The sequence below is a fragment of the Kistimonas ophiarachnellae genome (assembly GCF_057552235.1).
Map to the genome: position 1 here is coordinate 85,336 of NZ_BAAJPA010000005.1, position 23,597 is coordinate 108,932.

At 53.3% G+C, this 23,597-nt stretch carries 20 protein-coding genes; 9 read left to right on the top strand and 11 right to left on the bottom strand.

The genetic code is table 11. The features are described from left to right. Nucleotides 1-155: 155 nt before the first annotated feature. Nucleotides 156-1,601: a glycosyltransferase family 39 protein gene (locus AC27K1_RS07580; RefSeq protein ID WP_487149542.1), complete on the bottom strand. Its 1,446-nt coding sequence runs from the start codon at nt 1,599-1,601 to the stop codon at nt 156-158. A gap of 58 nt (nt 1,602-1,659) precedes the next feature. Continuing rightward, the gene (locus tag AC27K1_RS07585; protein ID WP_487149544.1) at nt 1,660-2,271 is read right to left on the bottom strand and encodes a methyltransferase family protein; all 612 of its coding nucleotides are present in this window, start codon (nt 2,269-2,271) and stop codon (nt 1,660-1,662) included. Between the two features lie 140 nt (nt 2,272-2,411). On the opposite strand from AC27K1_RS07585, the gene AC27K1_RS07590 reads away from it, so the two are divergent. The 5 genes from AC27K1_RS07590 to tcdA are packed head-to-tail and all read left to right on the top strand — an operon-like array spanning nt 2,412 to nt 9,075. Then, on the top strand, nt 2,412-3,110 hold the full coding sequence (locus tag AC27K1_RS07590; RefSeq protein ID WP_487149546.1) for a response regulator transcription factor: 699 nt from the start codon (nt 2,412-2,414) through the stop codon (nt 3,108-3,110). Then, nucleotides 3,110-4,366 carry a sensor histidine kinase gene (locus tag AC27K1_RS07595; protein ID WP_487149548.1) on the top strand — a complete coding sequence of 419 codons (1,257 nt, stop codon included), beginning with the start codon at nt 3,110-3,112 and terminating at the stop codon, nt 4,364-4,366. Before AC27K1_RS07590 ends, AC27K1_RS07595 begins: the two co-directional genes overlap by 1 nt. Before the next feature lie 59 nt (nt 4,367-4,425). Continuing rightward, nucleotides 4,426-5,202 (top strand): efflux RND transporter periplasmic adaptor subunit, encoded by a 777-nt coding sequence (locus AC27K1_RS07600; protein ID WP_487149550.1) that lies wholly within the window; start codon nt 4,426-4,428, stop codon nt 5,200-5,202. A 5-nt stretch (nt 5,203-5,207) separates the two neighbouring features. Continuing rightward, complete coding sequence (locus AC27K1_RS07605) at nt 5,208-8,231, top strand: efflux RND transporter permease subunit (RefSeq protein WP_487149552.1); 3,024 nt, start codon at nt 5,208-5,210, stop codon at nt 8,229-8,231. Between the two features lie 55 nt (nt 8,232-8,286). Further along, on the top strand, nt 8,287-9,075 hold the full coding sequence (gene tcdA, locus AC27K1_RS07610; RefSeq protein ID WP_487149554.1) for a tRNA cyclic N6-threonylcarbamoyladenosine(37) synthase TcdA: 789 nt from the start codon (nt 8,287-8,289) through the stop codon (nt 9,073-9,075). Nucleotides 9,076-9,079: 4 nt separating this feature from the next. Here the strand turns inward: tcdA and AC27K1_RS07615 are convergent, their stop codons facing one another. After that, nucleotides 9,080-10,783, bottom strand: a complete 1,704-nt coding sequence (locus AC27K1_RS07615) for a SufS family cysteine desulfurase (RefSeq protein ID WP_487149556.1) — start codon at nt 10,781-10,783, stop codon at nt 9,080-9,082. A gap of 151 nt (nt 10,784-10,934) precedes the next feature. On the opposite strand from AC27K1_RS07615, the gene dgt reads away from it, so the two are divergent. Further along, nucleotides 10,935-12,392: a dGTPase gene (gene dgt / locus AC27K1_RS07620; protein WP_487149558.1), complete on the top strand. Its 1,458-nt coding sequence runs from the start codon at nt 10,935-10,937 to the stop codon at nt 12,390-12,392. Between the two features lie 165 nt (nt 12,393-12,557). Here dgt and AC27K1_RS07625 read toward each other — a convergent pair whose 3' ends face one another. Beyond that, complete coding sequence (locus AC27K1_RS07625; RefSeq protein ID WP_487149559.1) at nt 12,558-14,078, bottom strand: hypothetical protein; 1,521 nt, start codon at nt 14,076-14,078, stop codon at nt 12,558-12,560. Between the two features lie 476 nt (nt 14,079-14,554). Here AC27K1_RS07625 and rssA point away from each other — a divergent pair, with 476 nt between their 5' ends. Then, complete coding sequence (rssA, locus tag AC27K1_RS07630; RefSeq protein ID WP_487149561.1) at nt 14,555-15,460, top strand: patatin-like phospholipase RssA; 906 nt, start codon at nt 14,555-14,557, stop codon at nt 15,458-15,460. Nucleotides 15,461-15,581: 121 nt separating this feature from the next. Next, entirely contained in the window at nt 15,582-16,346 is a 765-nt protein-coding gene (locus AC27K1_RS07635; RefSeq protein WP_487149562.1) for a hypothetical protein, read from the top strand. A gap of 39 nt (nt 16,347-16,385) precedes the next feature. On the opposite strand, the gene AC27K1_RS07640 is transcribed toward AC27K1_RS07635, so the two are convergent. Beyond that, on the bottom strand, nt 16,386-16,604 hold the full coding sequence (locus AC27K1_RS07640) for a hypothetical protein (protein ID WP_487149564.1): 219 nt from the start codon (nt 16,602-16,604) through the stop codon (nt 16,386-16,388). A 214-nt stretch (nt 16,605-16,818) separates the two neighbouring features. Here AC27K1_RS07640 and AC27K1_RS07645 point away from each other — a divergent pair, with 214 nt between their 5' ends. Next, nucleotides 16,819-17,793, top strand: coding sequence for an alpha/beta hydrolase (locus tag AC27K1_RS07645; RefSeq protein WP_487149566.1), 975 nt, complete (start codon nt 16,819-16,821; stop codon nt 17,791-17,793). A gap of 12 nt (nt 17,794-17,805) precedes the next feature. Here the strand turns inward: AC27K1_RS07645 and AC27K1_RS07650 are convergent, their stop codons facing one another. The 6 genes from AC27K1_RS07650 to AC27K1_RS07675 form a co-directional block, all read right to left on the bottom strand. After that, nucleotides 17,806-18,486, bottom strand: a complete 681-nt coding sequence (locus AC27K1_RS07650) for a DUF4124 domain-containing protein (protein ID WP_487149568.1) — start codon at nt 18,484-18,486, stop codon at nt 17,806-17,808. Nucleotides 18,487-18,526: 40 nt separating this feature from the next. Beyond that, the gene (locus tag AC27K1_RS07655) at nt 18,527-19,060 is read right to left on the bottom strand and encodes an OmpA family protein (protein ID WP_487149570.1); all 534 of its coding nucleotides are present in this window, start codon (nt 19,058-19,060) and stop codon (nt 18,527-18,529) included. A 270-nt stretch (nt 19,061-19,330) separates the two neighbouring features. Next, entirely contained in the window at nt 19,331-20,149 is an 819-nt protein-coding gene (locus AC27K1_RS07660; RefSeq protein WP_487149571.1) for an SDR family oxidoreductase, read from the bottom strand. A 57-nt stretch (nt 20,150-20,206) separates the two neighbouring features. Next, nucleotides 20,207-20,791, bottom strand: coding sequence for a TetR/AcrR family transcriptional regulator (locus AC27K1_RS07665; RefSeq protein WP_487149572.1), 585 nt, complete (start codon nt 20,789-20,791; stop codon nt 20,207-20,209). 16 nt (nt 20,792-20,807) lie between these two features. Further along, entirely contained in the window at nt 20,808-22,772 is a 1,965-nt protein-coding gene (locus tag AC27K1_RS07670) for an acetyl/propionyl/methylcrotonyl-CoA carboxylase subunit alpha (RefSeq protein WP_487149574.1), read from the bottom strand. After that, a complete protein-coding gene (locus AC27K1_RS07675; RefSeq protein WP_487149576.1) occupies nt 22,769-23,593 on the bottom strand; it encodes an enoyl-CoA hydratase/isomerase family protein in 825 nt (274 codons plus the stop codon). Before AC27K1_RS07675 ends, AC27K1_RS07670 begins: the two co-directional genes overlap by 4 nt. Between the last annotated feature and the right edge of the window lie 4 nt (nt 23,594-23,597).

Consider the following 23,597-nt stretch of genomic DNA (forward strand, 5'->3'; position numbering starts at 1 on the left):
GGTGGTCTCTGATCAAGGCGTCCCTGGCGTGTTATTGGATGGTCTGACGCCATGCTATTGAGAGGGGTGTGAGAAAAATGTGAACGGGGCGTGACATCCGCCGCCCGGCTGCAGGGTGAGGCAGGGCGGCGGCTGACGTCAGGGTTGTTATGGGTTCAGGGACGGGAAGGCAGGCACCGGTAGAACCGGAAGTGGTTGATCAGGGTTGTGTTCATCCTGGCCAGGTAACTGGATGTCCATGTGCAAACCAGCCCGGGTATTTTTTCAATCTGTTGTGCCGGTTGCTTTTCGTTGACCCGGATAAGAATGCCTGGCTGTTCGTTGTGAGGTTTGCCGAACCAGAGGTCAAACTGTGAGGTTCGACGGCTGATGACCTGCACAGGGGTAGGACGGGCATACCAGGCGATACGGCTGCCATGGGACCAGTTCGTGACCAGCAATACCGGCTCATGGTCGTTGGCAGGCAACTGCTCAAGCAGGGCTTCGGCACGGCTGGCCGCCTCTTTCCAGCCGATCAGGTCTTTGACGGCGACCGTGCTGATCGCCATCTGGTTCATGGTGGCCACCATCAGGACAATGATAAAGCCCGTGACGACCAGCGAATACAAACCACACAGTTCCGTCATCAGATAGATGCGCTTATTGGGCCAGCTGGTGCACAGCCAGTATGCCACGAGAGGCGTCAACAGCGCCCAGCCGATCAGTGACCAGTGGGGCAGTGACTGGCTGTTGCCGGTTGCGATGATCACGGTCACCAGAACGGGGAGCGCGGTGGTCAGTAGCAGTGTTTTGACCGCCTTGTCTATAACAAGACGACAACTGACTATGCCTCCAATCAGCATGAGCGGACCATAGCAGGCGATCTGAATGAGCACGCCTCGCAGGAAGGCGCTCAGACGCCAACTGTCGCCGGTCGCATGGTTGAACTGGTAGTCGAAGGAAATCCATTCATGCTGGAAATTCCAGTAGATCACCGGTGTGATCAGTAGCAGGGCAGTGAGTGCCGCAAGCCAGGGTCCGGATTGCCGGAGCCAGTACCAGTGCTTGTTCAAGGCCATGAAAATGAGCAGGCCAACCGGCAGGAGGATGGCGGTGTACTTGGTCAGCCCTGCCAGGCCGAGGAAGACGCCGAGCAGTAGCCAATCCCGTGTTCGGTTTGTCTGATGAATCGCCCACAGTCTGTCAGCATACAAAAGGGTCAGTATGAGCAGCGGCCATTCCGGTACCAGGCCAAAGCTCAATAGTTGAACGATCGGCATGCTGTGAAACAGGATCAGGGCAACCAGCGGCAGCCAGTGAACGGTTGGAAACAGCTGTCTGCCGAGGCGATAGACCAGCAACCCGGCCATAGCCTGCAGAAGCATTGGCCATAGCCGCAGTATCAGTTCGGTGTCGCCCAGTTGCAGTGCCAGCCACTGTAGCCAGCCTGTCAGAGGCGGATGATCAAAATAGCTCCAGTCCGGAAGCAGTCCGTACAGGGCATAATGCGCTTCATCGACGCCCAGCGACAGTCCGGGGGCAATCAGCAGGTGAATGCCCAGAACCGCCAGCGTGATGGCCGCGGCAATTCCTGAGGGCTTTATATACGTCTTCTCTAGCATGTGTGTCTGGTGTTTTTTATGACTCAGGAAGCGGTGTTTCAGATGCCAGTGTTTCTGGTCAGATTAATTCGATCATGGGTTCAATCAGACCGGCGGCCTGTGACAGGTGCACGGCAGAAATCACCGGGATGTAAACAAACCAGGCGCTGGCATCCCTGAGCGCTTTGTTCAGAACTTTCGGTTTGATACTGATTTCCTGGGGCGCCTGGTAGAGGGACAGGTTGGGGATAAAACTCGGGGTACGGCTACGGTAATCCGCGTAGCGTTGGCCAAACTTCTGGTACAGGGAACGCTCTTCATGCCGGATCTGTGGAATGTGGCTGATACAGAACATCAGCAGCATAAAGGCTGTCAGCAGCAGACTGCCGGTCATCAGGCCAATGCCGCAGACACCGCACAGCGAAAAGAAATACAGCGGATTACGGCACAGGGAAAACGGCCCGTAATCGACGACGGTTTTGTTCTTGAGGCCGGCAATAAACGTCATGGTGTAGAATCGGCCCATGGCGCCGATGATGATCAGGCCAAAACCGCTCCAGAACAGTGTGCGCATCAGGACCGGGTCATCAAACAACGCCGGACGGCTGAACAGAACCAGCACTACCACCAACCCGAAACCGGCCCGGGCAAGCCGCAGACGCCGACGGGACTGGCCAATTTTTTCAGACATAGGTATAACCCTCCGTGAATGAACTGTTGAGAATGGCGGTTTCAGGCTAACGGGCGGAGTGTCCAAAAAATGTGGCTGACCAGTGTTGACCACTGGTGTCAGAGACCGGAAAGGGTTCAGAACGGAACAGGTATTCAGGAATGCGCCTGCTGTTGATCGAAGACAACCGCGATATTGCCGGTGTCATATTTGACTATTTTGAAGCGCTTGGGCACGCCATGGATTATACGGCGGACGGCAATCAGGGGCTGGCCCTGGCCACAGACAACGCCTATGACCTGGTGATTCTCGATATCATGCTGCCCGGGCGGGATGGCTACAGTGTCTGCCGGGCATTGCGGGAACGGCAGGTGGATACGCCCATCCTTATGTTGACGGCGCGGGATACCACCGATGATACGCTGCAGGGCTTTGGTGAAGGGGCAGATGATTACCTGGTTAAGCCGTTTGACCTGAAAGTGCTGCAGGCCCGTATTGAAGCGATAGTTCGTCGGCGATCCGGGGGCGCATTCGCAAAGCAATTGTCGTTTGATGCGCTGACGCTGGATCTTGGCAGTCATGCGGTTGAGCGGCAGGGGCACAGGATTTCCCTGAATCCAACCTGTTTCAAACTGCTCAAAGCCCTGATGCAAAAGGCGCCGGAGCTGGTCACGCGGGAGGAACTGGTCTATTCCGTCTGGAAGGATGAGCCGCCGGATGGCGATTCTCTACGAAACCATATCTATCAACTGCGCAATCTCATTGATCGCCCGTTTACTTCCTCCATGCTGGTGACGGTGCCGAAAACCGGTTACCGGTTACAACCTGCCTGTGAAGAGCCGGAAGAGGAGATGGTCTGATGATGTCGTTCAAACGGCAGATTGCAACCCGTTTTTCGATATTGGCTGCTGCTGTTATTGCGACCTATTACGTCATCTTCCAGGCCACGCTGCACTGGACAGAGGATGCTGTTGCCAGTCGTCGTCTGGCTTTGCTGAGTGACTATGCCGTGGAACGTTATGGCAATGGTGAGACTGGCATGTTGAAGCTGAACCAGTTTGCTGTTGCTTATGACAACTATTTCATGCTGCCGGAAACGATCATGGGGTTGATTACCCCGGAATGGCGAGGCACGGAGGATTTTATCTGGAATGGTAACCGTGAGATCGCCATTCTTGCGGAAACTGTCACTATCCGGGGGCATGAAAAACCGTTGTACCTGATTGAAGATACAACCAATATCACGTTATCCGACGAGATGGAGCTACTTCTGGAAATCGCTTTCCTGGTGGTTTCTGTGCTAATGCTGGCCGTTGTTTGTCTTGTTGTTGTCCGAATGGCTGATCGTTTAAGCGCGCCTGTGCACTACCTTGCCCGGAAGCTTGACCAGTCGGATGCCGGGGACCTCGCGCAACTTAATGATATACCGGCGACAACCTCAGAGATCTATCGATTAACCGAAGCATTAAACGGCTATCGACGACGGATTCGCAAAGGGATTGAGAGGGAACGGGCTTTCAGCCGTTATGTCAGTCATGAATTGCGGACACCGATTACGGTGGCCCGCGGCGTGGCGACATTGCTGGGCGTCTCTGCGGACAGGGCCTTCCTGGATAAACAACAGGCGCGTCTTGAGAAAGCCTGTCAGGACATGACGGATATTACGGAAACCCTGCTGGCACTGGTACGCGTCGAGAGTGCCACCGTTCAGGGCGAGTGTGTGCTGGATCATGAATTTCTGGAACGATTGATTGAAGACAGTCGGCAGTTACTGGATAACAAGCCCGTTGAAGTGACCATTGATGTAATAAATACCCCGACGGTGCTGGCACCTGAAACCGTGATGCGGATGCTGGTCGGTAACCTGCTTCGAAATGCATTCAGTTACACCGATTCAGGGCAGGTCACAGTGTCTTTGTCTCGTTGGCAGTTGACCGTGACGGATACGGGCATCGGGCTTGATGTGAAGCCGGAACAGCATGAAGGGCATGGTCTCGGGCTGGTGATGGTCAGGGATATCTGTCGTAAATACCGTTGGCCTTTTGTCCTGGAAAACCGGACTGATGGCCAGGGCTGTCAGGCGAGCGTCGTTTTTAGTCCTGAGCACCTGTCATGACATTTTCCTCACAATAGTGGTTTTAGAGTAGCGGTTCGGATCAGTCACCGGACCGTCTCATGCAGTCTAGAATTTGTTGCTTTTTCCTTCTCTTTCTCACGTGGCCGGGTGTATCGGCATCGGAGCCCGCTGAGTTGTTGCTGGTCGGCAGCCTCAAGACCAACAGGGCGTTGACGGTTGTCGCGGAAGTCGAGGGTGTTGTTGAATCCTGGGGATTTGATCGGGGAGAACAGACGCAACCTGATCAGCCGCTGCTCCGGATCAAGGACGACGACTACCGTATTCAGCACGACGAATCGAAAGCGGCACTGGCTCAGGCCAGGGCTGACCTGTCCGCTAAAAAAGCCCGCTATGAGCGTTACCGACGACTGGTTGAAACCCACAGCCTTGCCAGGGACGAACTGGACAGTGCAGAAGCCGACTATCTGAAAAGTGAAGCCCAGCTCAGGCTGCAGGCGCTTGCGGTTGAGCAGGCACGCCTGAATCTTGAGCGAACACGTATCAGCGCCAAAGCCGGTTACTGGGTGGCGGAACGGCTGATAGAACAGGGCGACTGGGTACAGAAAGGACAGGCGCTCTACCATCTTGAGCAAATGGATACCCTGCGGGCGGTTGTGTACGTGACGGAAGAGGAGCTCCACCGGATTCGGCCAGGCGATCATTCGGTGATTACCGCGTTGTCATTGCCCGGCGAATTGTTTGCCGGGACGGTGCTGCGTGCCGGCATCAAACCCGATGCCTCCACGCACAGCTATCCCGTAGAGATTCTGGTAGAGAACCCTGACAGACGTCTGGTGGCGGGTTTTACCATTGATGCCCGGATCATGCAGGAGTGATACGGATGGAACCATTCCTGCGTTTTTTTGCTGAAAAGAAATTCTTTGCCTCCATGATGCTGGCAATGGTCTGTGTATTGGGTGTGATGGCACTGTTTAATCTCAGGCTTCAGGAGTATCCCGCCTCGGCGCAGGGCGAGACCAGTATTACCACCCATTATCCCGGTGCGTCAGCCCACGAGATTGAGCTGGAAATTACCAATCGGCTCGAGAAGGAACTCAAGACCGTACAGGGGCTCAAGTATTTTGAATCCAGCTCCAGTGACGGGCTGTCAGTGATTGATATCCGTATCCGTGATGGCGAGAACCTGCAAACGGTCAATCAGGATATCCGCGAAGCCATTGACCGGGTGACGGATCTCCCGGCGGATCTTGACCAGGCGCCGCTGGTCGAGGCGGAAAACCTCGCCATGTTTGAAATCCTGACGTTTGGTGTTGCCGGTGAGATGCCTTTCCCTGCATTACGTGAGTATGCCCGCCAGCTGGAAAAACAAATCCGGAATATTCCGGGTGTCGGCAAGATTGAGACGGCGGCTTTACCGAACCGTGAGTTCATCGTGGCGATAGATCCGACCCGGCTGGACCGGTACGCCATCACGGCCTTTGATGTCGTCGATGCCATTGCCAGACGGAATATTTCCACCAGTGGCGGGCAGGTCACGGCCTGGCAGCAGGACAGAAACCTGGTCACGTTATCCCAGGTGCAGAGCCCGGATGAACTGGCGGAGGCTATCGTCAAGGTGCTGCCCGGCGGGGCACTGGTGCGTCTTGCCGATGTGGCCCGGGTGTATGACGGCTTTGAGCGTGAAACGGAACGGGTCACGATGAACGGTTTGCCCGCTATCGGGTTTACCGTTTTCAAGACCGAAGCGGGCGATATCATTGAATCGGTAGAGGCAATCCGGACACTGCTCAAGGCAGAAGAACACCGGAGTAACGGGCAGCTGACGTTTCCTGTCACGCTGGACCTTTCTGAAGAAGTCGGCAACCGGTTTTCCGTAGTCGGAACCAACGGCCTTATCGGGATGGTGCTGGTTCTGGCGGTGCTGGCATTGTGTGTTCAGCGTCGTCTGGCGCCGTGGATTGCCACGTCACTGCCGTTTTGTGTCTTCGGCACGCTGTTCGCGTTGCTGGTTTTTGGTTTTTCCCTCGACAGCATCACGTTGTCAGCCATTATGCTGGTGATAGGAATCATTGTGGATGATTCCATCGTGGTTTCAGAGAGCATTGACCAGCAGTTCCGGCAGGGGCAGTCGCCTGTTCAGGCCGCTGTTCAGGGATATCGGGAGGTCTTTCGGCCCTTGATGGCCAGTCTGTTGACCACGCTGCTGGTATTCCTGCCAATGTTGTTTATTCCCGGGGATATGGGATCGGCCTATGTCGTCATGCCCCTGACGATCATCATGGCGCTTTTTTTCTCGCTGGTGGATGTGTCGCTGTTACTGCCCTCGCATCTGGCCTCGGCACTGTCGAGTGTTCGGCAATCGTCCTCGTCGGATGGTTCGCATTGGTTTGATGTGCTGAGAGATCGGTATCAACAACTGTTGATGAAGGTTTTACGCTACCGTTACCCCGTCGTTGGTCTGGCAGTTGTACTGTTGGTGACAACGCTCTTTATGAGTTACCGATGGCTAAAGGTGGATTTTTTCCCCACTGAGGCGGCCCGTTATATCGAACTCAGTCTGGAAGTTGAGGATGGTACAACCATCGATGACGCGTGGCGGGTGGGTAAAGAACTGGAAGCGTTGATTGCGGCTGTGCCCGAAGTGGAGCGCAACCACATACAGCACCAGTCGCCAGAAAGCACCGGGCTGATCATTCTCAGTCCCAGCGAAGATCGGACCTTGTCTGCGGATGACATTGCTGAATCACTGGAGGAAGCTGCCCGTGCCTTGCCACTGGCGACGCATGTGCAGTTTAAAGTGGATGGCGGAGGACCACCGCCGGGAGACCCGATTGATTTTCGGGTATTTGGCAGCAGTGATGCCCACCGCGTTGCCATGGCGCAGGACCTGAAAGCCTGGCTTTCAGACCAGCCGGGTGTGCTGGAGGTGGAACTGGGCGATGATAATCGTCGTCCGCAGCTGCAAGTGGTGCCGGATTATGATTGGCTGGCCCGTCTTCAGCTATCCGTCGAAACCCTGACACGGACAATGGCGCTGGCCTTTGAGGGCGAGGAAGCCTCGGCCAGCTGGATCGGGGATGAAGAGGTCAAGCTGCGGGTCTGGCTGGATACCCCGTTTCGTCAACAGCATTATTTGCGGGATCTGGATATTCCATTAAATGATGGACGACAAGTGCCACTGAAGCAGGTGGCAACCATCCAGTCGGTAGAGGCACCCAGGGAAATTACCCACTGGAATGGTGATCGAAGCAGCCTGGTCACCGGCGATATTGATGATGATCAGCAGAATGCGAATACGCTTTCCAACAACACCTTGGCCTATTACGAGACGTTGGCAGAACGTTATCCCGGTATTCGGGTGGAGACCGGTGGTGAAGCGGAGCAAACGACAGAGGCTATGGTTGGACTGATCAGCGCGTTTGCCATGGCGATGCTGGCGATCTGGGTGGTGGTCGCCTTGCTGTTTGGTTCCCTGGTTCAGCCGCTACTGGTGATGGCTATCATCCCCTTTGCCATTGGCTCTGCATTGCTGGCACTGATACTTCATGATGCACCGATGTCGTTTCTTGGTGGCATTGGTATTCTGGGGTTATGCGGCGTCGTAGTGAATAATGCACTGGTCATGGTCGATCGTATCAATCGTTTGCGCACGGGGGGGAACCGCGTAGAACAGGCCCTGGTTCAAGCTGCCGGAAGTCGTCTGAGGCCGATCCTGTTAACCACCATTACAACGGTTGCCGGGCTGTTGCCGTTGGCCTATGGGTTGGGTGGTTCGGATGTTTATATGGGGCCAATGGCGCTGACCCTGGGGTACGGCCTGTTGTTTACGCTGCCGGTTGTGCTGTTCGTTTTACCCTGTTGTTACCGGGTGAGCGCTGATGTTGCGGAGCACTTATACAAGTGATGTCCCGTGCCATTATATAATGCCGGTCTTTTGATACCTTGTGAGTTCTGTGTTCATGTCTTCAGACAGCTTTGATCAGCGCTTCGGCGGAACCCGTCGTCTGTATGGCGCTGAAGCGACCGAGCGGCTGCGTCGTGCCCATGTGTGTGTAATCGGCATTGGCGGTGTCGGTTCCTGGGCGGCGGAAGCCCTCGCCCGGTCGGCGGTTGGGGAGATTACCCTGATTGATCTGGATGATATCTGTGTTACCAACACCAACCGTCAGATTCATGCGCTGGCCAATACCATTGGTCAGGACAAGACCGAGGTGATGGCTGAACGACTCCGGCAGATCAATCCGGAATGTATTGTTCATACCGTGGATGATTTTGTGACACCGGAGAATGTCGGTGAATTGATCGACAAGCGTTTTGACTACGTGCTGGATGCTATCGATAACTTCCGGGCCAAGGCCGCGTTGATTGCCCACTGTAAGCGGAACAAGATCAAGATCATTACCACCGGTGGTGCGGGTGGCCAGGTTGATCCTCTGAAAATTCAGGTGGCTGACCTGACCAAAACGATCCAGGACCCGCTGTCACGCAAGGTGAAGGATCAGCTGCGCCGTTTTCATAATTTTTCTAAAAACCCCAAGCGACGCTTTGCCATTGAATGTGTCTTTTCCACTGAAGCGGCTCGTTACCCACAGCCGGACGGTTCTGTCTGCCAGACCAAACCGGATGCCGCAGGTTCCATGAAAATGGACTGTGCCAGTGGCTTTGGCGCCGCGACTGTCGTAACAGCGACGTTTGGTTTTGTCGCTGTTGCCCGGATTATCGAGAAGTTAACAACGGTCGTGAAATAAAACGCTACCGGTAGCGATGGGCTGTCAGCTGGATTTCTTTCACGATAGCCCGAATACCGTTGCCTCTGGATGGACTCAGGTGGTGCATCAGTCCCAGCTGCTCAAAGCACGCCTCCATATCGAAGTTTTCTATCGCCTCGGGTGTTCGCCCATTCAACGCTGACAGGATCAGGGTGATCAGTCCGCGGACAATACGGGCATCACTGTCGATGGCGAAATAGAGGCGCATGGTCGTTTCATCGTAGTAATGATGCAGCCAGACGGTGCTTTCACAGCCATGGAGCCGGTTTTCTTCCTGCTTCATAGGGGCGGGTAACGCGGGCAGCTTTTTCCCCAGCAGCATGATGTGGCGATAACGTTCCTGCCAGCCCCGTAATGCCTGAAGTTCTTCAATTACGCTGCCCGTATCGCTGACTTGAGGGGATTCGTAAGTAAAGGCATCCGGAATGGTCGTTGCCGCGGTGGTGGCATGTTCGGTTTCTGTTGTGAATGACAGGCTGTCTTTTTGCAGGGCGGCTACGGCTTCAATGAAAGTTTGGATTTCGGCCTTGGTGTTATAGAGGGCAATGGATGCCCTCACGGTACCCGAAAGGTTCAGAACAGACATCAGTGGCATGGTGCAGTGGTGGCCTGTGCGAACCGCAATGCCCTGTTGATCCAACAAGGTTCCGATATCCTGGTTATGCAGCCCTTCCATCACAAACGAAATGACGGACGTTTTCTGTGGCGCAGTACCGATGATCTGGAGGCCGGGTATTGCATTCAGGCCTTCTGTCGCCTGCTTCAGCAGGGATTTTTCATGGGCCTGAATCTTGTTGTGGTCACATTGACCAAGAAAATCGATGGCCGCAGCCAGCCCAAGGGCGCCAACAACATTGGGCGTACCGGCCTCGAACCGGAAGGGCGGTGAATTGAACGTGGTACCCTCAAAACTGACGCGCTCTATCATTTCCCCGCCGGTCTGCCAGGGAGGCATGGTTTGAAGCAGATCACGTTTGCCATACAGAACGCCGATACCGGTGGGGCCATAGACTTTATGGCCGGAGAATACATAAAAATCACAGTCCAGCGCCTGAACATCGACCGGGAAATGGGCCACGGTCTGCGAACCATCAATCAGTACACGGGCACCGACGGTATGCGTTTCCCTGATAATGTCGGGAATGGGGTTCACGGTGCCAATAGCATTGGAGACCTGGCAGATACTGACCAGACGTGTTTGAGATCCGAGCAATTGCCGGAAGGCCGCCATGTCCAGTTCGCCACTGGCATGGATGGGAATGACTTTCAGGCTGGCGCCGGTGAACCGGCAGACCTGCTGCCAGGGCACAATATTCGCGTGATGTTCCATGGCCGAGATAAGGATTTCATCACCGGCTTTTAACGTGCTGAGTCCCCAGCTGTGTGCCACCAGGTTGATGGCCTCTGTCGCGCCACGGGTCCAGATGATTTCATCGGTATGGCCGGCATTGAGGAAACGGCGAACCGTATCCCGGGCATCCTCAAAGGCATGGGTTGCCCTGGCGCTCAGGAAATGAGAAGCCCTGTGAACATTTGCGTTGGCTTCGCGGTAATAATCGTTGACCGCGTTGATGACAACCTCAGGCTTCTGGGTGGTGGCGGCATTATCCAGGTAGATCAGGGGATAACCGTTGGCGCGTTGCCGAAGAATGGGGAATTCGGCGCGCAGCTCAGTGAGTTCTCGCATGGAAGATCATTGCCCATGTACGTGGCGGATACGTGAAAGCCCAACAGTTTATCATGGAACCCAAGGTTGAACCCGACGCGTTGACGACACCTGCACGGGAACCGGTTATGCTTGGATAAACGATCAATTTCAGTCTGCGGACAGACACGGTATGGCGCCTGCTATGGACTATCGCAACAAAATCACAACGGAACGGCTTCGGCACAGCTCGGTCCCGGATGCCCGGGATGTTGTCGAGGAAACGGAGAGCAACCGCGGGCGTATCATCCAGTCCTCGGCGATTCGACGCCTGCAGCAGAAAACCCAGGTTTACCCACTGGAAACCAATGCCGCGGTGCGCAGCCGCCTGACCCATTCGCTGGAAGTGCAGCAGACCGGGCGTTTTATTGCACGTCGGATATTGGCCGCATTCCGGGAACAGGGACAGCTTGGTGCACTGGGGCTTGAAGGTATTGAAACCGCGTTTGTAAACCTGGTTGAAATGTCCTGCCTGATGCACGACGTAGGTAATCCGCCTTTTGGTCATTTTGGTGAAGCCGCCATTAACGACTGGATGAAAAAGCATGCTGCCCATTGCTACGAGAAGGCAAGCAATGGTGCAGCAACCAGTCCACGCTTTGATGAGGTGCTGTTGCCGGATGTTTGCCTGTTTGAAGGGAATGCCCAGGGGGTTCGTATCATAGCAACCCTTCAGGAACTGAACCTGACCTGTTCCCAGATTGCAGCCCTGATCAAATATACCCGGCCTGCTTATCAACCTAAGGATAAAAAAGGCTTTGGCTTTGATTATCTCAACCGTAAGCCGGGTTATTACTATGCAGAAGAACCCCTGATCCAGCATATCTGGCAGCACCTCGGTATTGCAGAAGGGCATCGTTATCCACTGACGTATATCATGGAGGCAGCGGATGATATCTCTTACTGCATTGCTGATCTGGAAGATGCCGTGGATAAAGGCATCCTGACACTGAGTACACTCCGTAGTTTCCTTGAGGAAGAGTGGACAGAACGGTGTCATGGGCAAAGTCAGTATCTGCCGGATATCATTGAGGATGCCATGACAGCGGATATCACCGCGCATGGTTTCATTACCCGTTTCCGTACCCGACTGGTGAATGACCTGGCCGCGTATGCGGCGCAGCGCTATATCGAGTGTCATGAGCAGATTTATGCGGGTAGCCTGAATGAACCCCTTATTGATGGAGGCTCAGAACAGCACCTGGCACTGGTAACCCTTAAGCAGGTGGCCCGCAAGCATGTTTTCAGCAGTAAAGAAGTGGAAACCCCTGAATTGAGGGGGTATTCCGCGCTTAAGGGACTGCTGGAAATCTACCGCCCTCTGCTGGAAATCAGTGCCGATGATATTGCCGCGATGGTGCGTAAGGAGCACAGCCCCTACTTTATTTCACAGCGATTGTTCCACCGGCTGCCAAAGCGGCATGTGGAAGCGTATCTCCGGGTGATGGTCGATGTGCTGGCCAGTCAGTCCACGGTGCAGGAGCAGCGGGAACTCGAGTGGTATTATCGTATCCGTCTGGTTCTGGATTATCTCAGTGGCATGACGGATGACTTTGTTTTAAGAGAGTTTCAGTGTCTTTCGGCCATCTAGAAATAGATGGCGACAGGGCACAGCATGCTGGTCCAGCGCCCTATGGGGTGCAACGATAGTTATGCTTTAACACGGTACTGCATTATTTCATCAATGATGATGGTTAGTTTTGTGAAATGTGGAAGTTATAACCATAAATTTCACACGTTTTACGAGGAATACTGACTATTCATCTGTCTCTTCGGGAATGATTAATTGCCAAAGATCCCATAACAAAAGATATGTGGAATTGATACCATGATCCTGTGCGAGGAGTCGTCCATTTCTATATATTTTAGCATCCAGCACATAACCTTCGTGGCCGTTCAGTTTGGCAAAAGCGGCCCATCGACCATCTTCTCTTTCTTTCCAGAAAACCAATTGATCTCCAGAATTAAGACCCAAAGCAGGCATGGAAGCGTAGATTAAAGCAAAGTTTTCTCCTGTGAAAAGAGGAGTGAAAGAATCAAAGTTGCGGACAAGGTATATAGGCCTACATTCACCCTCCTGTTTGAGGTTCCATATTATGCTGTCATCTTTGTCCCAGCTCAACAAACAACTCTCAGAAAGAACAGTGTGACCTTCGACGTTTTTTATATGGCCTATCAACGGCATTAGATCCCATTCTTCTTGAGTTTCGTTTATCCACATCCACAAGAATCGATCAGATCCATGCTCTATAAAGCTTCTGTTGTTGATTCTGGATATACCTTCATTAATTAAGTGATGTCCGGATTTAGGTTGTGAAGACCATGTACCGTCATCATTCTTTGACCATATTCGTAGATGATGATTGATTCGTACACGGCGCCTGCTGTCACGACTCTGCATGACTAAATTATTGCTCGCTAGTGTATCATTATTGATTTCCAGAAGGTGTGTAATGTAATCATTGCAGTCGTGGTTTAACCATAAGCTTGACCATTTTTCATATTGATGTTCAGTATGGAGTTGTATTTTTGCTCGTTCAGGATGATCAGAATTTTTATTTTCTATGGAAAGCAGCTGACCGCTCTTCATGGTGATAACTTCCTTAAAACCGTTGTTTTCTGCTTGAAGCCCTTTGACAACTGAAGGTCTCCAGTTATCTTGGGTTTTTTCAGACCAGACATAAAATTGATTTTCAAAAAGTGATGAGGATGCAATACGACTATCGTTTAAAACAAGAATGATAGTAGGCGTTTCTGAATGGGCTATTAATTTACATGGAACCCATAATCCATTTTTCTGCTCCCTCCAAACGTACATTTCAATGTGTTCTAAAGATGAAGATATAAATCGGCTGGTATCCAATGTTTTGACGTTAGCTTTTTTATCGTCATGGCTTACTGCTGTAATGTTATTCCAGCGACTTTCATCCGATTTCCAGATATGTATCCTTGGGCGAGCGCCTTGATCACCTGCACTGCTGATGCACACGTATTCATCTAAGACACACCATGAATGAATAATCCCTGGTGCTGCCAGTTGCTTGGTTGGCTCAATCTCACGATTTGCCCTGTAGCAGGTATTTAGACGAGTTTTGCACAGCGCATCAATGCTTTTGGCGCCAGCTATAGTGGGGAAACGCGTTCGCTTTTGAAGAAATCTGGTCACAGAAAATCCATGGATCTTGACGGCGCGCGTTAGAAATTTAGTTGTTGTACTGCCCATGCGTGGCCTGGAATAAGGTAAATACAGTGAAGATATTCCTGATGTTTTATCCATTACACAGCGTCCTTTTTTACAGCAATTGTTCCAGTAGCCAACCCCTTAAGCCGATTGGTTTACTCCTATTGGCGTATGTTTGATCGAAATTGATTCAGTTTCATTTAACCTGTTTTCTCAACTGTGCTGGTTCAGACACTGAATCTGACACGACAGGCAGGTCATGCGATCGGTGTTATGAAGAACTTTTGATTGCAACAGTGAATGTCAAGGTTGCATGGCTCTGAAAATAAGAGCATGACCTCTTCAGCACTTAAGACTAATGGCATTTAACCAGGATAAAGGTTCAGTCCGGGGTTCTGTTTTGAGTTTTTTGTCAGCGCTGCTTGCCGGCACTGGAGAAATGGATTATTGCCCCGGTGAGTAAAGAGGTGCTGGACAGTCTTTCCTGCGAGTATCATAAGGACTTATCGGAATGTCTGGATAGCGTGTTTCGTGATGTAGTCAGGCAAATCTTTTCGGAGATGGAGTAGGTTGTGGCTAACAGGAAAATAGGTATCGCTCTGGGGTCAGGTTCTGCCCGGGGGTGGGCGCATATCGGTGTACTCAAGGGATTGCGTACCCTGGGTATTGAACCTGAAATCGTAGCGGGTTGTTCGGCCGGCTCACTGGTGGGGGCGGCCTATGCGTGTGGCTATCTGGATGAATTTGAAGACTGGGTCTGCTCACTGCATTGGCGTGATGTCATGGGGCTGGTGGATGTCACGTTGTCCGGTGGTTTGGTGCGTGGCGATAAAATGCTGCAGTTTTTCCGTGAAAATGAGCGTGACGCCCTGATTGAGGCGATTGAACGGCCTTATGCCGCTGTGGCGACCAACATGGAAACCGGCCAGGAAATCTGGTTGCGTGAAGGATCAATCCTGGAAGCCGTTCGAGCGTCGTGTACTTTTCCCGGACTGTTCACGCCGGTCGTCCGTGATGGGGTCTGGATGCTGGACGGCGGCCTGGTAAACCCCGTTCCCGTCTCTCTGTGCCGGGCTATGGGCGCGGATGTGGTGATTGCTGTTGACCTGAATACGCACCTGGTGCGGCCACGCCCCAGGCAGGAAGCGTTTGAGCCATCCCCATGGCGGGAAAAGCTCAGTGGTCTTATAGGCCCGCAGAAACCGAGGCAGGAAGCGCCGGGTATCATGGATGTTATGGCGACATCCATTCACATCATGCAGGATCGTATCACCCGGAGTCGTATGGCGGGCGATCCTCCGGATATTCTGTTGACGCCTCAGTTGGCAGAGTATGGCATGTTTGATTTCAGTCGTGCGATTGAGGCGATTGCTGAGGGCGAGGCTGTAGTACTGGCTGCAGAGGAAAGAATACGACGTTTGACCGGCATAGCCGCCCTGGAATCGGTAGACGTTGTGGAACCGGCTTTGCCGGAATAGCCTGTAAATAACAGGAAGCAGGTCAAGTCATTATGCGTACATGCATATTATGCTGCATGGAGGCACGAGTGCGGATATTATCAAAAATAATAACAAGGCTGTGTTTAAAAGGAGTTATACCATGCTGTTCAAGATGTTGTTGCCATTAGTGCTTTTACTGCAGGTACCACTGACCTGGGGGGCAAAGCAGGATGATGTCTTTGCAATGAAACGTCATGTGTACCATGTTGTTAGTGCCTTCCATATTATTACCCTGGAAGCAGGGGACCAGCCTGCCATTGACCGTCTGGATGAAAAGCTCGCGGCTGCCGAGTCCACCCTGGATGCACTGATACAGACCGATGATCCGGCATTGGCTGAGGATATCCAGGCGCTGAGAGACATGTGGCCTCGCTTCAAGGAGCATGCTCTTGCCAATGATATTCAGGACAATGGTTATACCAACGCCTATGCAATCGTTGATGTGAACAAAAGTCGTGACGAGATGATTGCAATACTGGATTCCCTGGAAACAAAGGTGTTGGCTACTGGCGGCGACGAACCACTTCGTATCCACTTATTGCAACTCAGTGTGGAAATGGAACAGCTGACGATGGCGTATTTGCTGTTGTCTACCATGGTCGGTGGTGCCGAAGGCATCTATACCGGTGACTCTGACGTCGAGTCGACTGATGCCATGGCAGCAGCGTTTGGGCAGCATTTGCGAAACCTGATTGATCAGGCGCAGGACTCACATGTTATTGGGGTTGAGGCGTTGAACAAGGCAGGCAAATTCTGGCGCTATATTGAACCATCCATGATTAATTTCAACACAAACAGTGTGCCCACCATTGTGTCGATGTATAACGACAAGATCGTCAGCAATCTACTGACAGCTGCGCAATGAGACTATCCGCAACGGGTAGCTGCTGCGTGACTGTTACGCTTAATGTCTCCGTTGAGGTGAGTCGCCTGCAGTGAACGGTTCCCCTGATGCTGCAGGCATTGATGCTTTGGAGAAATTCCCGTTTTCCAGGTCTGGAGACGCTTGCTCACTGCCATGGAAGTGAGTTCCCAGCAGCTGTTCAAACCGGTGAATCTGTTCTTCCAGCCTGTCCAGCAGGAAATCATCTTCGGAGGCATTGGGGATGGAAAGTTGTTTCATAAATACAACCGCCGCCTTCTACAACGTAGGTGGTTATCGTAGCGCAGTATCGGTTAATACGCATCCATTCTCATAAGACTGTTTTGTGCTACCAGGGCTTCTGTTTGATAGTAAAAAGCAGATGATGCGCTTTACGCTGGCAGTACTGAATGCTGTACCATGGCCCGTAAAACAATAATCCGGTCTGTCAGACCGTACAAAAGACGGGCTATGCATGATCATTATTACAAACCGCAATTGTCTTTATGACGAAGACGATCCCTGTCGTCGTTTTGGCCCGGAGTTCAATGCCTCCGGTTCCGATGAACTGCGTGTGGCCATCGCTGATTATCAGGATGAACAGGGATGGTCTCTGGATATTCTGGACGATATCTGCCTCCTGAACGGTGTGCAGGTGCCTGCCAGCGAATACGCCTTTCGTCATCTACAGCAGCGCATGAAGCAGCAGCAACGTAACTGCCTGTTCTATGTGCATGGTTTCAACAATGATTTTGCCGATGTGCTGATGACCGCCCACGAACTGGAATCACTGTACGATGTGGAGGTGGTGGCTTTCAGCTGGCCGGCCAATGGTCGGCAGGCGTTTGGCGGCAGGGTGGGTGGGGTTGCCTCTTACCTGAGCGACAAGCGTGAAGCCAGCCAGTCGGTTGTTGCCCTGGACCGGGTCCTGGAAAAGTTACGCTGGTATCTCGATCGTTATAACAGCAGTGATGATATTTGTGACAGGCGTTTGAGTATTCTCTTCCACAGCATGGGTAATTACTTGTTCAAATGCCTGTTCAAGTCAGGCGTTTTCCAGGGCGAAACCGGTGTGTTTGACAATGTCATTCTTTGTCAGGCGGATGTGAATAATCAGGATCATGAACTGTGGGTTGACAAGATAACGTTCCGGCGGCGGCTCTATATCACGATTAATGAGAACGATTACGCGTTGGGCGCATCCAGGATGAAATGTGGGGAGCGCCAGATGGCTCGACTTGGCCATTTCTCTGCCAATCTTGTCGCCAGAAACGCCTGCTATATCAACCTGACAGATACGGACCCTGTAGGCATGTCGCACTCGCCGTTTGACCGGGCCACGGCAAGCCTGAATCCGGCGCTGCTGCAGTTATTTCGATCATTGTTCAATGGTGAGCCGGTAGAAAAACAGCTGACGTTCAATAATCACATTCGGGCTTATGAGTTGTAGCGCTTGCGCTGTTCAGGGTTTTAGACGCTGATAGCGAATCGTGAATCGGCTAACGCCGATGGGGGGCGGCGGCATTACAGTGACGCTCAGTCTGTCACCATCGAGACGCAGCTGGATGGCATCGGTCCCCTTTAAATCCTGACGATTCAGGAGGTTGAGCAGTAACAGCAGGGTGTAATCCTCCATATAGGGATTGCGCCCCCGTTGGAAGATAAACTGGCCATCCTTGCCCGCGGGCCCTTCATCCAGGGACAGGCGCCCTTCGGCACTGTAAGTGCTTTCTCTGCCCACACCCCGGTTGGTGCTATAGGCTGTGCCCTTGAGGGTGACGCTGGTCCCTGATATGACCAGGGTTTCTTCGACTTTTTCCGGAAAATTATATTCTGCCGGAATATCATCAAAGAACCGGAGTACTTTCAGGGCCATTTCCTGTTGTGTCGGTGTGCTGCCGGTTCGCTTCCATGAACCCTGGATAGCTTCCAGCCATTCCTTGGCTGTCATGGGTCGTGAAGCCGTTTTTACGGCTTCTGACCGGTTGACCGGTTTGTCGGTAAAGTGAATGACGCCGTTACTGTCTTTCCAGCGATAGACTTCGCTATGGACATAAGGACTCAGGAATACGGCAAGCAAAACCATCCATGGCAGCATGACTGTCATGGATGGTTTGGTATGTGTAAGGCTGAAAAAGATCATGACATCAACTCGTGACGGATGGTTTTTCAGGCTTGAGCACTCAGTGACGGTGCATCAGGTAAGGATCCAGTGCCGCGCCCCGGTATTGCTCCCGTTTTTCAGTGTGGTGCATGGCAGGCTTGGTGCGATGCACTTCGACCTCTGCACGACGGTTCTGGGCACGACCTTCACGGCTGCTGTTGCTGGCCATTGGTGCGCTTTCGCCCTTACCTTCAACCTTGATGGATGACGACATCACACCTTTGCTGACCAGGTAGTCACGTACGGCATTGGCACGCTTGACGGACAGGCTCTGGTTGTAAGTGGAAGCACCGATGTTACAGGTGTGGCCGGCAATGCGGATTTCGGTGTTAGGACCTGCCATGTCTGCGACCTTGTCTAGGGATTTCTTGTCATTGCTGCCCAGGCGATAAGAGTCGAAGTTGAACATGATTTTGGTTTGGCCTGCCACCATTGCCCCGGCCATGTGATGGCTGCCGTCCTGGCTGCCACTCTGGGTACGGTGGGTTGCACAGCCTGACATGACAAGAGCCAGGGCGAATAACCCAATCATTCTTAATTTACTTTGGATCATTGCAAACATCTCCTTCCTTGGATCAGTTACTTACTACGTTATCCAGTAACGAACCCGATCTGAGTGGCCCTGCTGTTGGATACATGGGAGCCGAGGCTGAAAAGCGGGTTGTATTAACGAAGAGTATAGGGGACTGAAACACCCGGATTAGGGCTTGAGCCCTGAAAACAAGGGAAATGTTGGTGAATTGACGCCCGCCGATGTGCTACGGCGGGTATCAATAGAGCAGTGTCATATTCCGGGACGCTGCCAGGTTACAGGTCTGTGGTTTCAATCGACATAGAGGTCTTGAAACAGATTGTCTGCCTGGGACGGGTCGCAGGCATATTGGCTGAAATCGGTGACGCCACGCTCCCTGAGCAGATCTTCATCCAATAGCGTTTGACCGGTTATGGCGAGCGCCCGGGTTGAAAGAATCTCATAGCCAGCATCCGCCATGATGGCCGGTTTACGGCTGCGGCGCATGATGGCATCGCCACCGGTTTTTTCCACCGCCGCAGTTGCGATAGACGTTCGGGGCCACAGGGCGTTGACGGCGATGCCGTAACGGCGGAACTCGCCTGCCATTCCCAGGGTCAGCAGACTCATGCCGTATTTGGTGACGGTATAGGGAATATACGGCGTCAGCCATTTTTCCTTCAGATTGATTGCCGGTGACAGGTTGAGGATATGGCCATTGTCAGACTTTTTAAGCCAGGGTAATGCGGCCTGTGAGCAGAGAAATACTGCCCGGGTATTGATCTGGTGGATCAGGTCAAACTTCTTGAGTGGTGTATGCTCCAGAGAGGTCAGGCTGATGGCTCCCGCGTTATTGACGAGCGCATCAATGCCGCCAAAGCGGTTGGCAGCCTCCTGAACCATACCTTTCACCTGCGCCTCATCGCGCACATCCACCTGGATAGGCAACGCCTGCCCTCCGGCCGCTTCCACTTCCTCTGCCACCGTATGAATGGTGCCGGGCAGGGTTGGGTGCGGATCCGCTGATTTGGCGGCAATCACGATATTGGCGCCATCCCGGGCGCAGCGCAGCGCCAGTTCCCGGCCAATGCCGCGGCTTGCTCCCGTGATGATGATGGTCTTGTTCTTCATGGACATCCTGGTTGCTCCGTCAGTGTCATGTGGACAGGTCTGTTGTTCAGACGGGTATTATTTCTGAATCAGTTTCAGTGCCATTTCGGTCAGATCGCTGAGCGTCAGTGCACCGCTTTCCTTGTACCAGTACGTGGTCCAGTACAGGCTGCCGCCCAGGAAACGACGCAGGACAAAGGGTTCTATCCCGGGCTTCAGGTATTCAGCGGCGCCGGTAAACTCCGTCAGCCAGAGCTGTTCATAAGCTTCCCGGATGTGTAGCAGTTTCTCCTGGTTTTCCGGTGACAGTGATCGCCATTCGTAGACCAGCACTGCCAGCGCATGGCCGTTTTCGCCCTGGATGGATTCCAGTTCACAGCGGATCATGGCGCGCAGTCGTGCTAGCGGCGTGTCGATCTCAGCCAGTGCTGATTCCATACGGACCAGCAGGCTGTTGACGCTTTCTTCCATTACCGCGCCAAGAATATCGTCCTTGGTCTTGAAATGATGAAAGATGCTGCCGGAGAGAATACCCACCGCATTGGCAATATCGCGAACCGTGGTGCGGTCATAGCCCTTGGTTCGGAACAGCTCGGCAGCAGCCTGCAGCAGCTTGCCCCGGGCGCTGTCCGGATCGGTCAAAGTGGTCGTTCGTTGTTCCATTATCGGTAGTCCATGGTCAGGCGGCGGTATCCGGTTCGATCGTGGCCAGCAGTTGGCGGCTGCGGACCTGCTCGCCGGACGCCACTTCCAGTGAACAGAGGATGCCGTCGCAATCCGCTTTGAGGGGATGTTCCATTTTCATGGCTTCCAGCACCATGACCGTTTGGCCTCGGTTAACGCTCTGTCCTGCCTCGACCAGCACATCGACAATCAGCCCGTCCATGCTGGCTTTGATGCGTCCGTCGCCGGACTGGTCTGAGCTGCCTGCCGGCACCAGGGTGCGGTCATGGAAGGTATAGTCACCCGCCGCCGTTGATAGATAGAGTGTGCCAGCCTGTTTGCTGAAGGTGACGGTTTCCCTGACGCCATCAATGCTGAGTGAGATGTTGTGGCCTTGAGTTCCCAGAAGTGCAATTGTGAAGTGATTGTCCTGAATATCCACCAGGTACTGCGCATCTTTCCGGGTGATGGCAACGGAGGTTTCAGTCTCATCACAGACCAGTGTACAGCTTCTGCTGGATGCTTCAGTGCTGCGCCAGCCGCTCAATGAGTGTTCATCGCTATGATGAGACTGCATGAGAACCGAGGCGATCGCTAACAGTTGTGTGGAAGGTGATTGCACATTCTCTGCAACCGCATCGCCATACTGTTCAAGAAATGCCGTGGTGGCCTCGCCACTGATAAAGGCCGGGTGGGATAAAATGGCGGCTAACCAGTTGCGATTATTCTTGAGCCCAGCCAATACGGTATCTTCAACAGCGCATACCAGACGACGACGTGCTTCTTCCCGGTCCTGTCCCCAGGCGATGATCTTGGCGAGCATCGGATCATAGTGAGGTGTGACGGCCCCTCCTGTCTCAATGCCTGCATCGGTTCGAATGCCTTGAGAATCAGCCGGTTGCCAACGGTTAATAGTGCCTGCCTGGGGCATAAAATTATTGGCAGGATCTTCTGCATAAAGCCGGACTTCAATGGCATGGCCATTCAGTGCAACGTCATCTTGCTGCAGCGGTAGTGGCTTGCCAGCGGCAATATCCAGCTGCCAGGCGACCAGATCGGTACCGGTAATCAACTCGGTGACAGGGTGCTCGACCTGCAGCCGTGTGTTCATTTCGAGGAAGTAAAAATCGCCATTCTGATCCAGCAGGAATTCCACGGTACCCGCGCCGACATAGTTGCAGGTTCTGGCCGCCAAAACAGCCGCTTCGCCCATACGTTGTCTCAGACTGGAATCAACGGCTGGTGACGGGGCTTCCTCGACCACTTTCTGGTGTCGGCGCTGAATGGAGCAATCCCGTTCCCCGAGGTAAACCGTATTGCCCTGCTGATCAGCAAAGACCTGAATTTCCACATGGCGAGGCTGGAGAATGGCCTTTTCAAGAATCAGCTGGCCATTGCCAAAGGCGTTTTCGGCTTCGCTGCGGGCGCGTTCCAGGGACTCGATCAATGTGCTTTCATCATGAACCAGGCGCATACCACGGCCACCACCGCCGGCGGATGCCTTGATCATCAGGGGAAAGCCAATCGCCATGGCCGCTTTCTGAAGCGTGTCATTATCCTGCTCATTGCCTTCATAGCCGGGAATGCAGGGAACCCCTGCCGTCTGCATGGCAATTTTGGATTGTCGTTTACAGCCCATCAATTCGATGGCGTCCGGACGTGGGCCGATAAAGACCAAACCTGCTTCTACACAGGCGCGGGCAAAATCTGCATTTTCTGACAGGAATCCGTAGCCTGGGTGTATGGCATCTGCACCGGTGCGTCTGGCGGCCTCGAGGATGTTATCCACGCGGAGATAGGATTCCCCGACAGCCGCCGGGCCAATACAGACCGCCTGGTCTGCCATGGTGACATGCGGTGAATGGCTGTCAGCCTCGCTGTAAACGGCTACCGTTCGATAACCCAGGGCTTTGGCGCTACGCATGACACGTACTGCGATTTCCCCCCGGTTGGCGATCAGTATTTTGGTGAATACGGTCATGCTTCACTCTCCCGTTCTGTCGCCCACGCAGGTTTGCGTTTTTGCATAAACGCTGTCGTCCCCTCGATCCCTTCGTCACCCTGGATTGCATCAGAAAAGGCTCTGGCGGCATCATCCAGTAATACGCCAAGGTCGGTTTTACCAACCGCGAGCATCAACTGCTTGGTGACAGCATTGGCTTTGGGAGCGCATCGTTTGATGCGTGACAGGGTATTTGCAAGTGCCTCCTCAAGCGACTCCGTTGAGCTGTATACGCTATGGGCAATACCCAGTCTTGCCGCTTCGTCACCACTTAATGATTCGCCCAGCAGGGCCAGGCGACGTGCCTGGGTCAGTCCAATGCGTTTGACGACGAACGGGGCAATCTGTGCGGGTGGAATCCCCAGGGATGTCTCTGGCAGGGCAAAACGGGCCTCGCTATGCGTCAGGGCGACATCGGAGATGCAGGCCAGTCCAAAGCCACCGCCCATGACCGTACCTTCCAATACGCAGACGATCACCTGGGGGGCTTGCTCTGCCATTTCCAGTAGTTGACCAAAACACCGGTTCAGTGCGTAGAAAGGATCACTGTCGTCTTTGCCAAGGCGCGCGCGTGCATTGGCCATATCTCTGATATCACCGCCAGCGCAGAAATGGCCGCCGCTACCTCGGAGTACGATGGCTCGCAGGGTAGTATCCGTACTGGTAGCCTCCAGTACGGACATCAATTCCTGCACCATGGCGAGACTCAGGGCATTACGGACCTCAGGGCGGTTGAAAGTTACGAACAGCGCATGGTCACGCTGCTCCAGCAGCAGGTGTTCACAGACCGGTAATGTCATGGCC

Bases quoted from the DNA above. Each gene is read 5' to 3' on its own strand.
- dgt (WP_487149558.1), top strand. From the start codon at position 10,935: ATGGCGCCTGCTATGGACTATCGCAACAAAATCACAACGGAACGGCTT.
- AC27K1_RS07605 (WP_487149552.1), top strand. From the start codon at position 5,208: ATGGAACCATTCCTGCGTTTTTTTGCTGAAAAGAAATTCTTTGCCTCC.
- AC27K1_RS07580 (WP_487149542.1), bottom strand. From the start codon at position 1,601: ATGCTAGAGAAGACGTATATAAAGCCCTCAGGAATTGCCGCGGCCATC.
- AC27K1_RS07665 (WP_487149572.1), bottom strand. From the start codon at position 20,791: ATGGAACAACGAACGACCACTTTGACCGATCCGGACAGCGCCCGGGGC.
- AC27K1_RS07625 (WP_487149559.1), bottom strand. From the start codon at position 14,078: ATGGATAAAACATCAGGAATATCTTCACTGTATTTACCTTATTCCAGG.
- AC27K1_RS07675 (WP_487149576.1), bottom strand. From the start codon at position 23,593: ATGACATTACCGGTCTGTGAACACCTGCTGCTGGAGCAGCGTGACCAT.
- tcdA (WP_487149554.1), top strand. From the start codon at position 8,287: ATGTCTTCAGACAGCTTTGATCAGCGCTTCGGCGGAACCCGTCGTCTG.
- AC27K1_RS07635 (WP_487149562.1), top strand. From the start codon at position 15,582: ATGCTGTTCAAGATGTTGTTGCCATTAGTGCTTTTACTGCAGGTACCA.
- AC27K1_RS07640 (WP_487149564.1), bottom strand. From the start codon at position 16,604: ATGAAACAACTTTCCATCCCCAATGCCTCCGAAGATGATTTCCTGCTG.
- AC27K1_RS07595 (WP_487149548.1), top strand. From the start codon at position 3,110: ATGATGTCGTTCAAACGGCAGATTGCAACCCGTTTTTCGATATTGGCT.
- AC27K1_RS07655 (WP_487149570.1), bottom strand. From the start codon at position 19,060: ATGATCCAAAGTAAATTAAGAATGATTGGGTTATTCGCCCTGGCTCTT.
- AC27K1_RS07600 (WP_487149550.1), top strand. From the start codon at position 4,426: ATGCAGTCTAGAATTTGTTGCTTTTTCCTTCTCTTTCTCACGTGGCCG.
- AC27K1_RS07670 (WP_487149574.1), bottom strand. From the start codon at position 22,772: ATGACCGTATTCACCAAAATACTGATCGCCAACCGGGGGGAAATCGCA.
- AC27K1_RS07645 (WP_487149566.1), top strand. From the start codon at position 16,819: ATGATCATTATTACAAACCGCAATTGTCTTTATGACGAAGACGATCCC.
- AC27K1_RS07615 (WP_487149556.1), bottom strand. From the start codon at position 10,783: ATGCGAGAACTCACTGAGCTGCGCGCCGAATTCCCCATTCTTCGGCAA.
- AC27K1_RS07585 (WP_487149544.1), bottom strand. From the start codon at position 2,271: ATGTCTGAAAAAATTGGCCAGTCCCGTCGGCGTCTGCGGCTTGCCCGG.
- AC27K1_RS07590 (WP_487149546.1), top strand. From the start codon at position 2,412: ATGCGCCTGCTGTTGATCGAAGACAACCGCGATATTGCCGGTGTCATA.
- AC27K1_RS07660 (WP_487149571.1), bottom strand. From the start codon at position 20,149: ATGAAGAACAAGACCATCATCATCACGGGAGCAAGCCGCGGCATTGGC.
- AC27K1_RS07650 (WP_487149568.1), bottom strand. From the start codon at position 18,486: ATGATCTTTTTCAGCCTTACACATACCAAACCATCCATGACAGTCATG.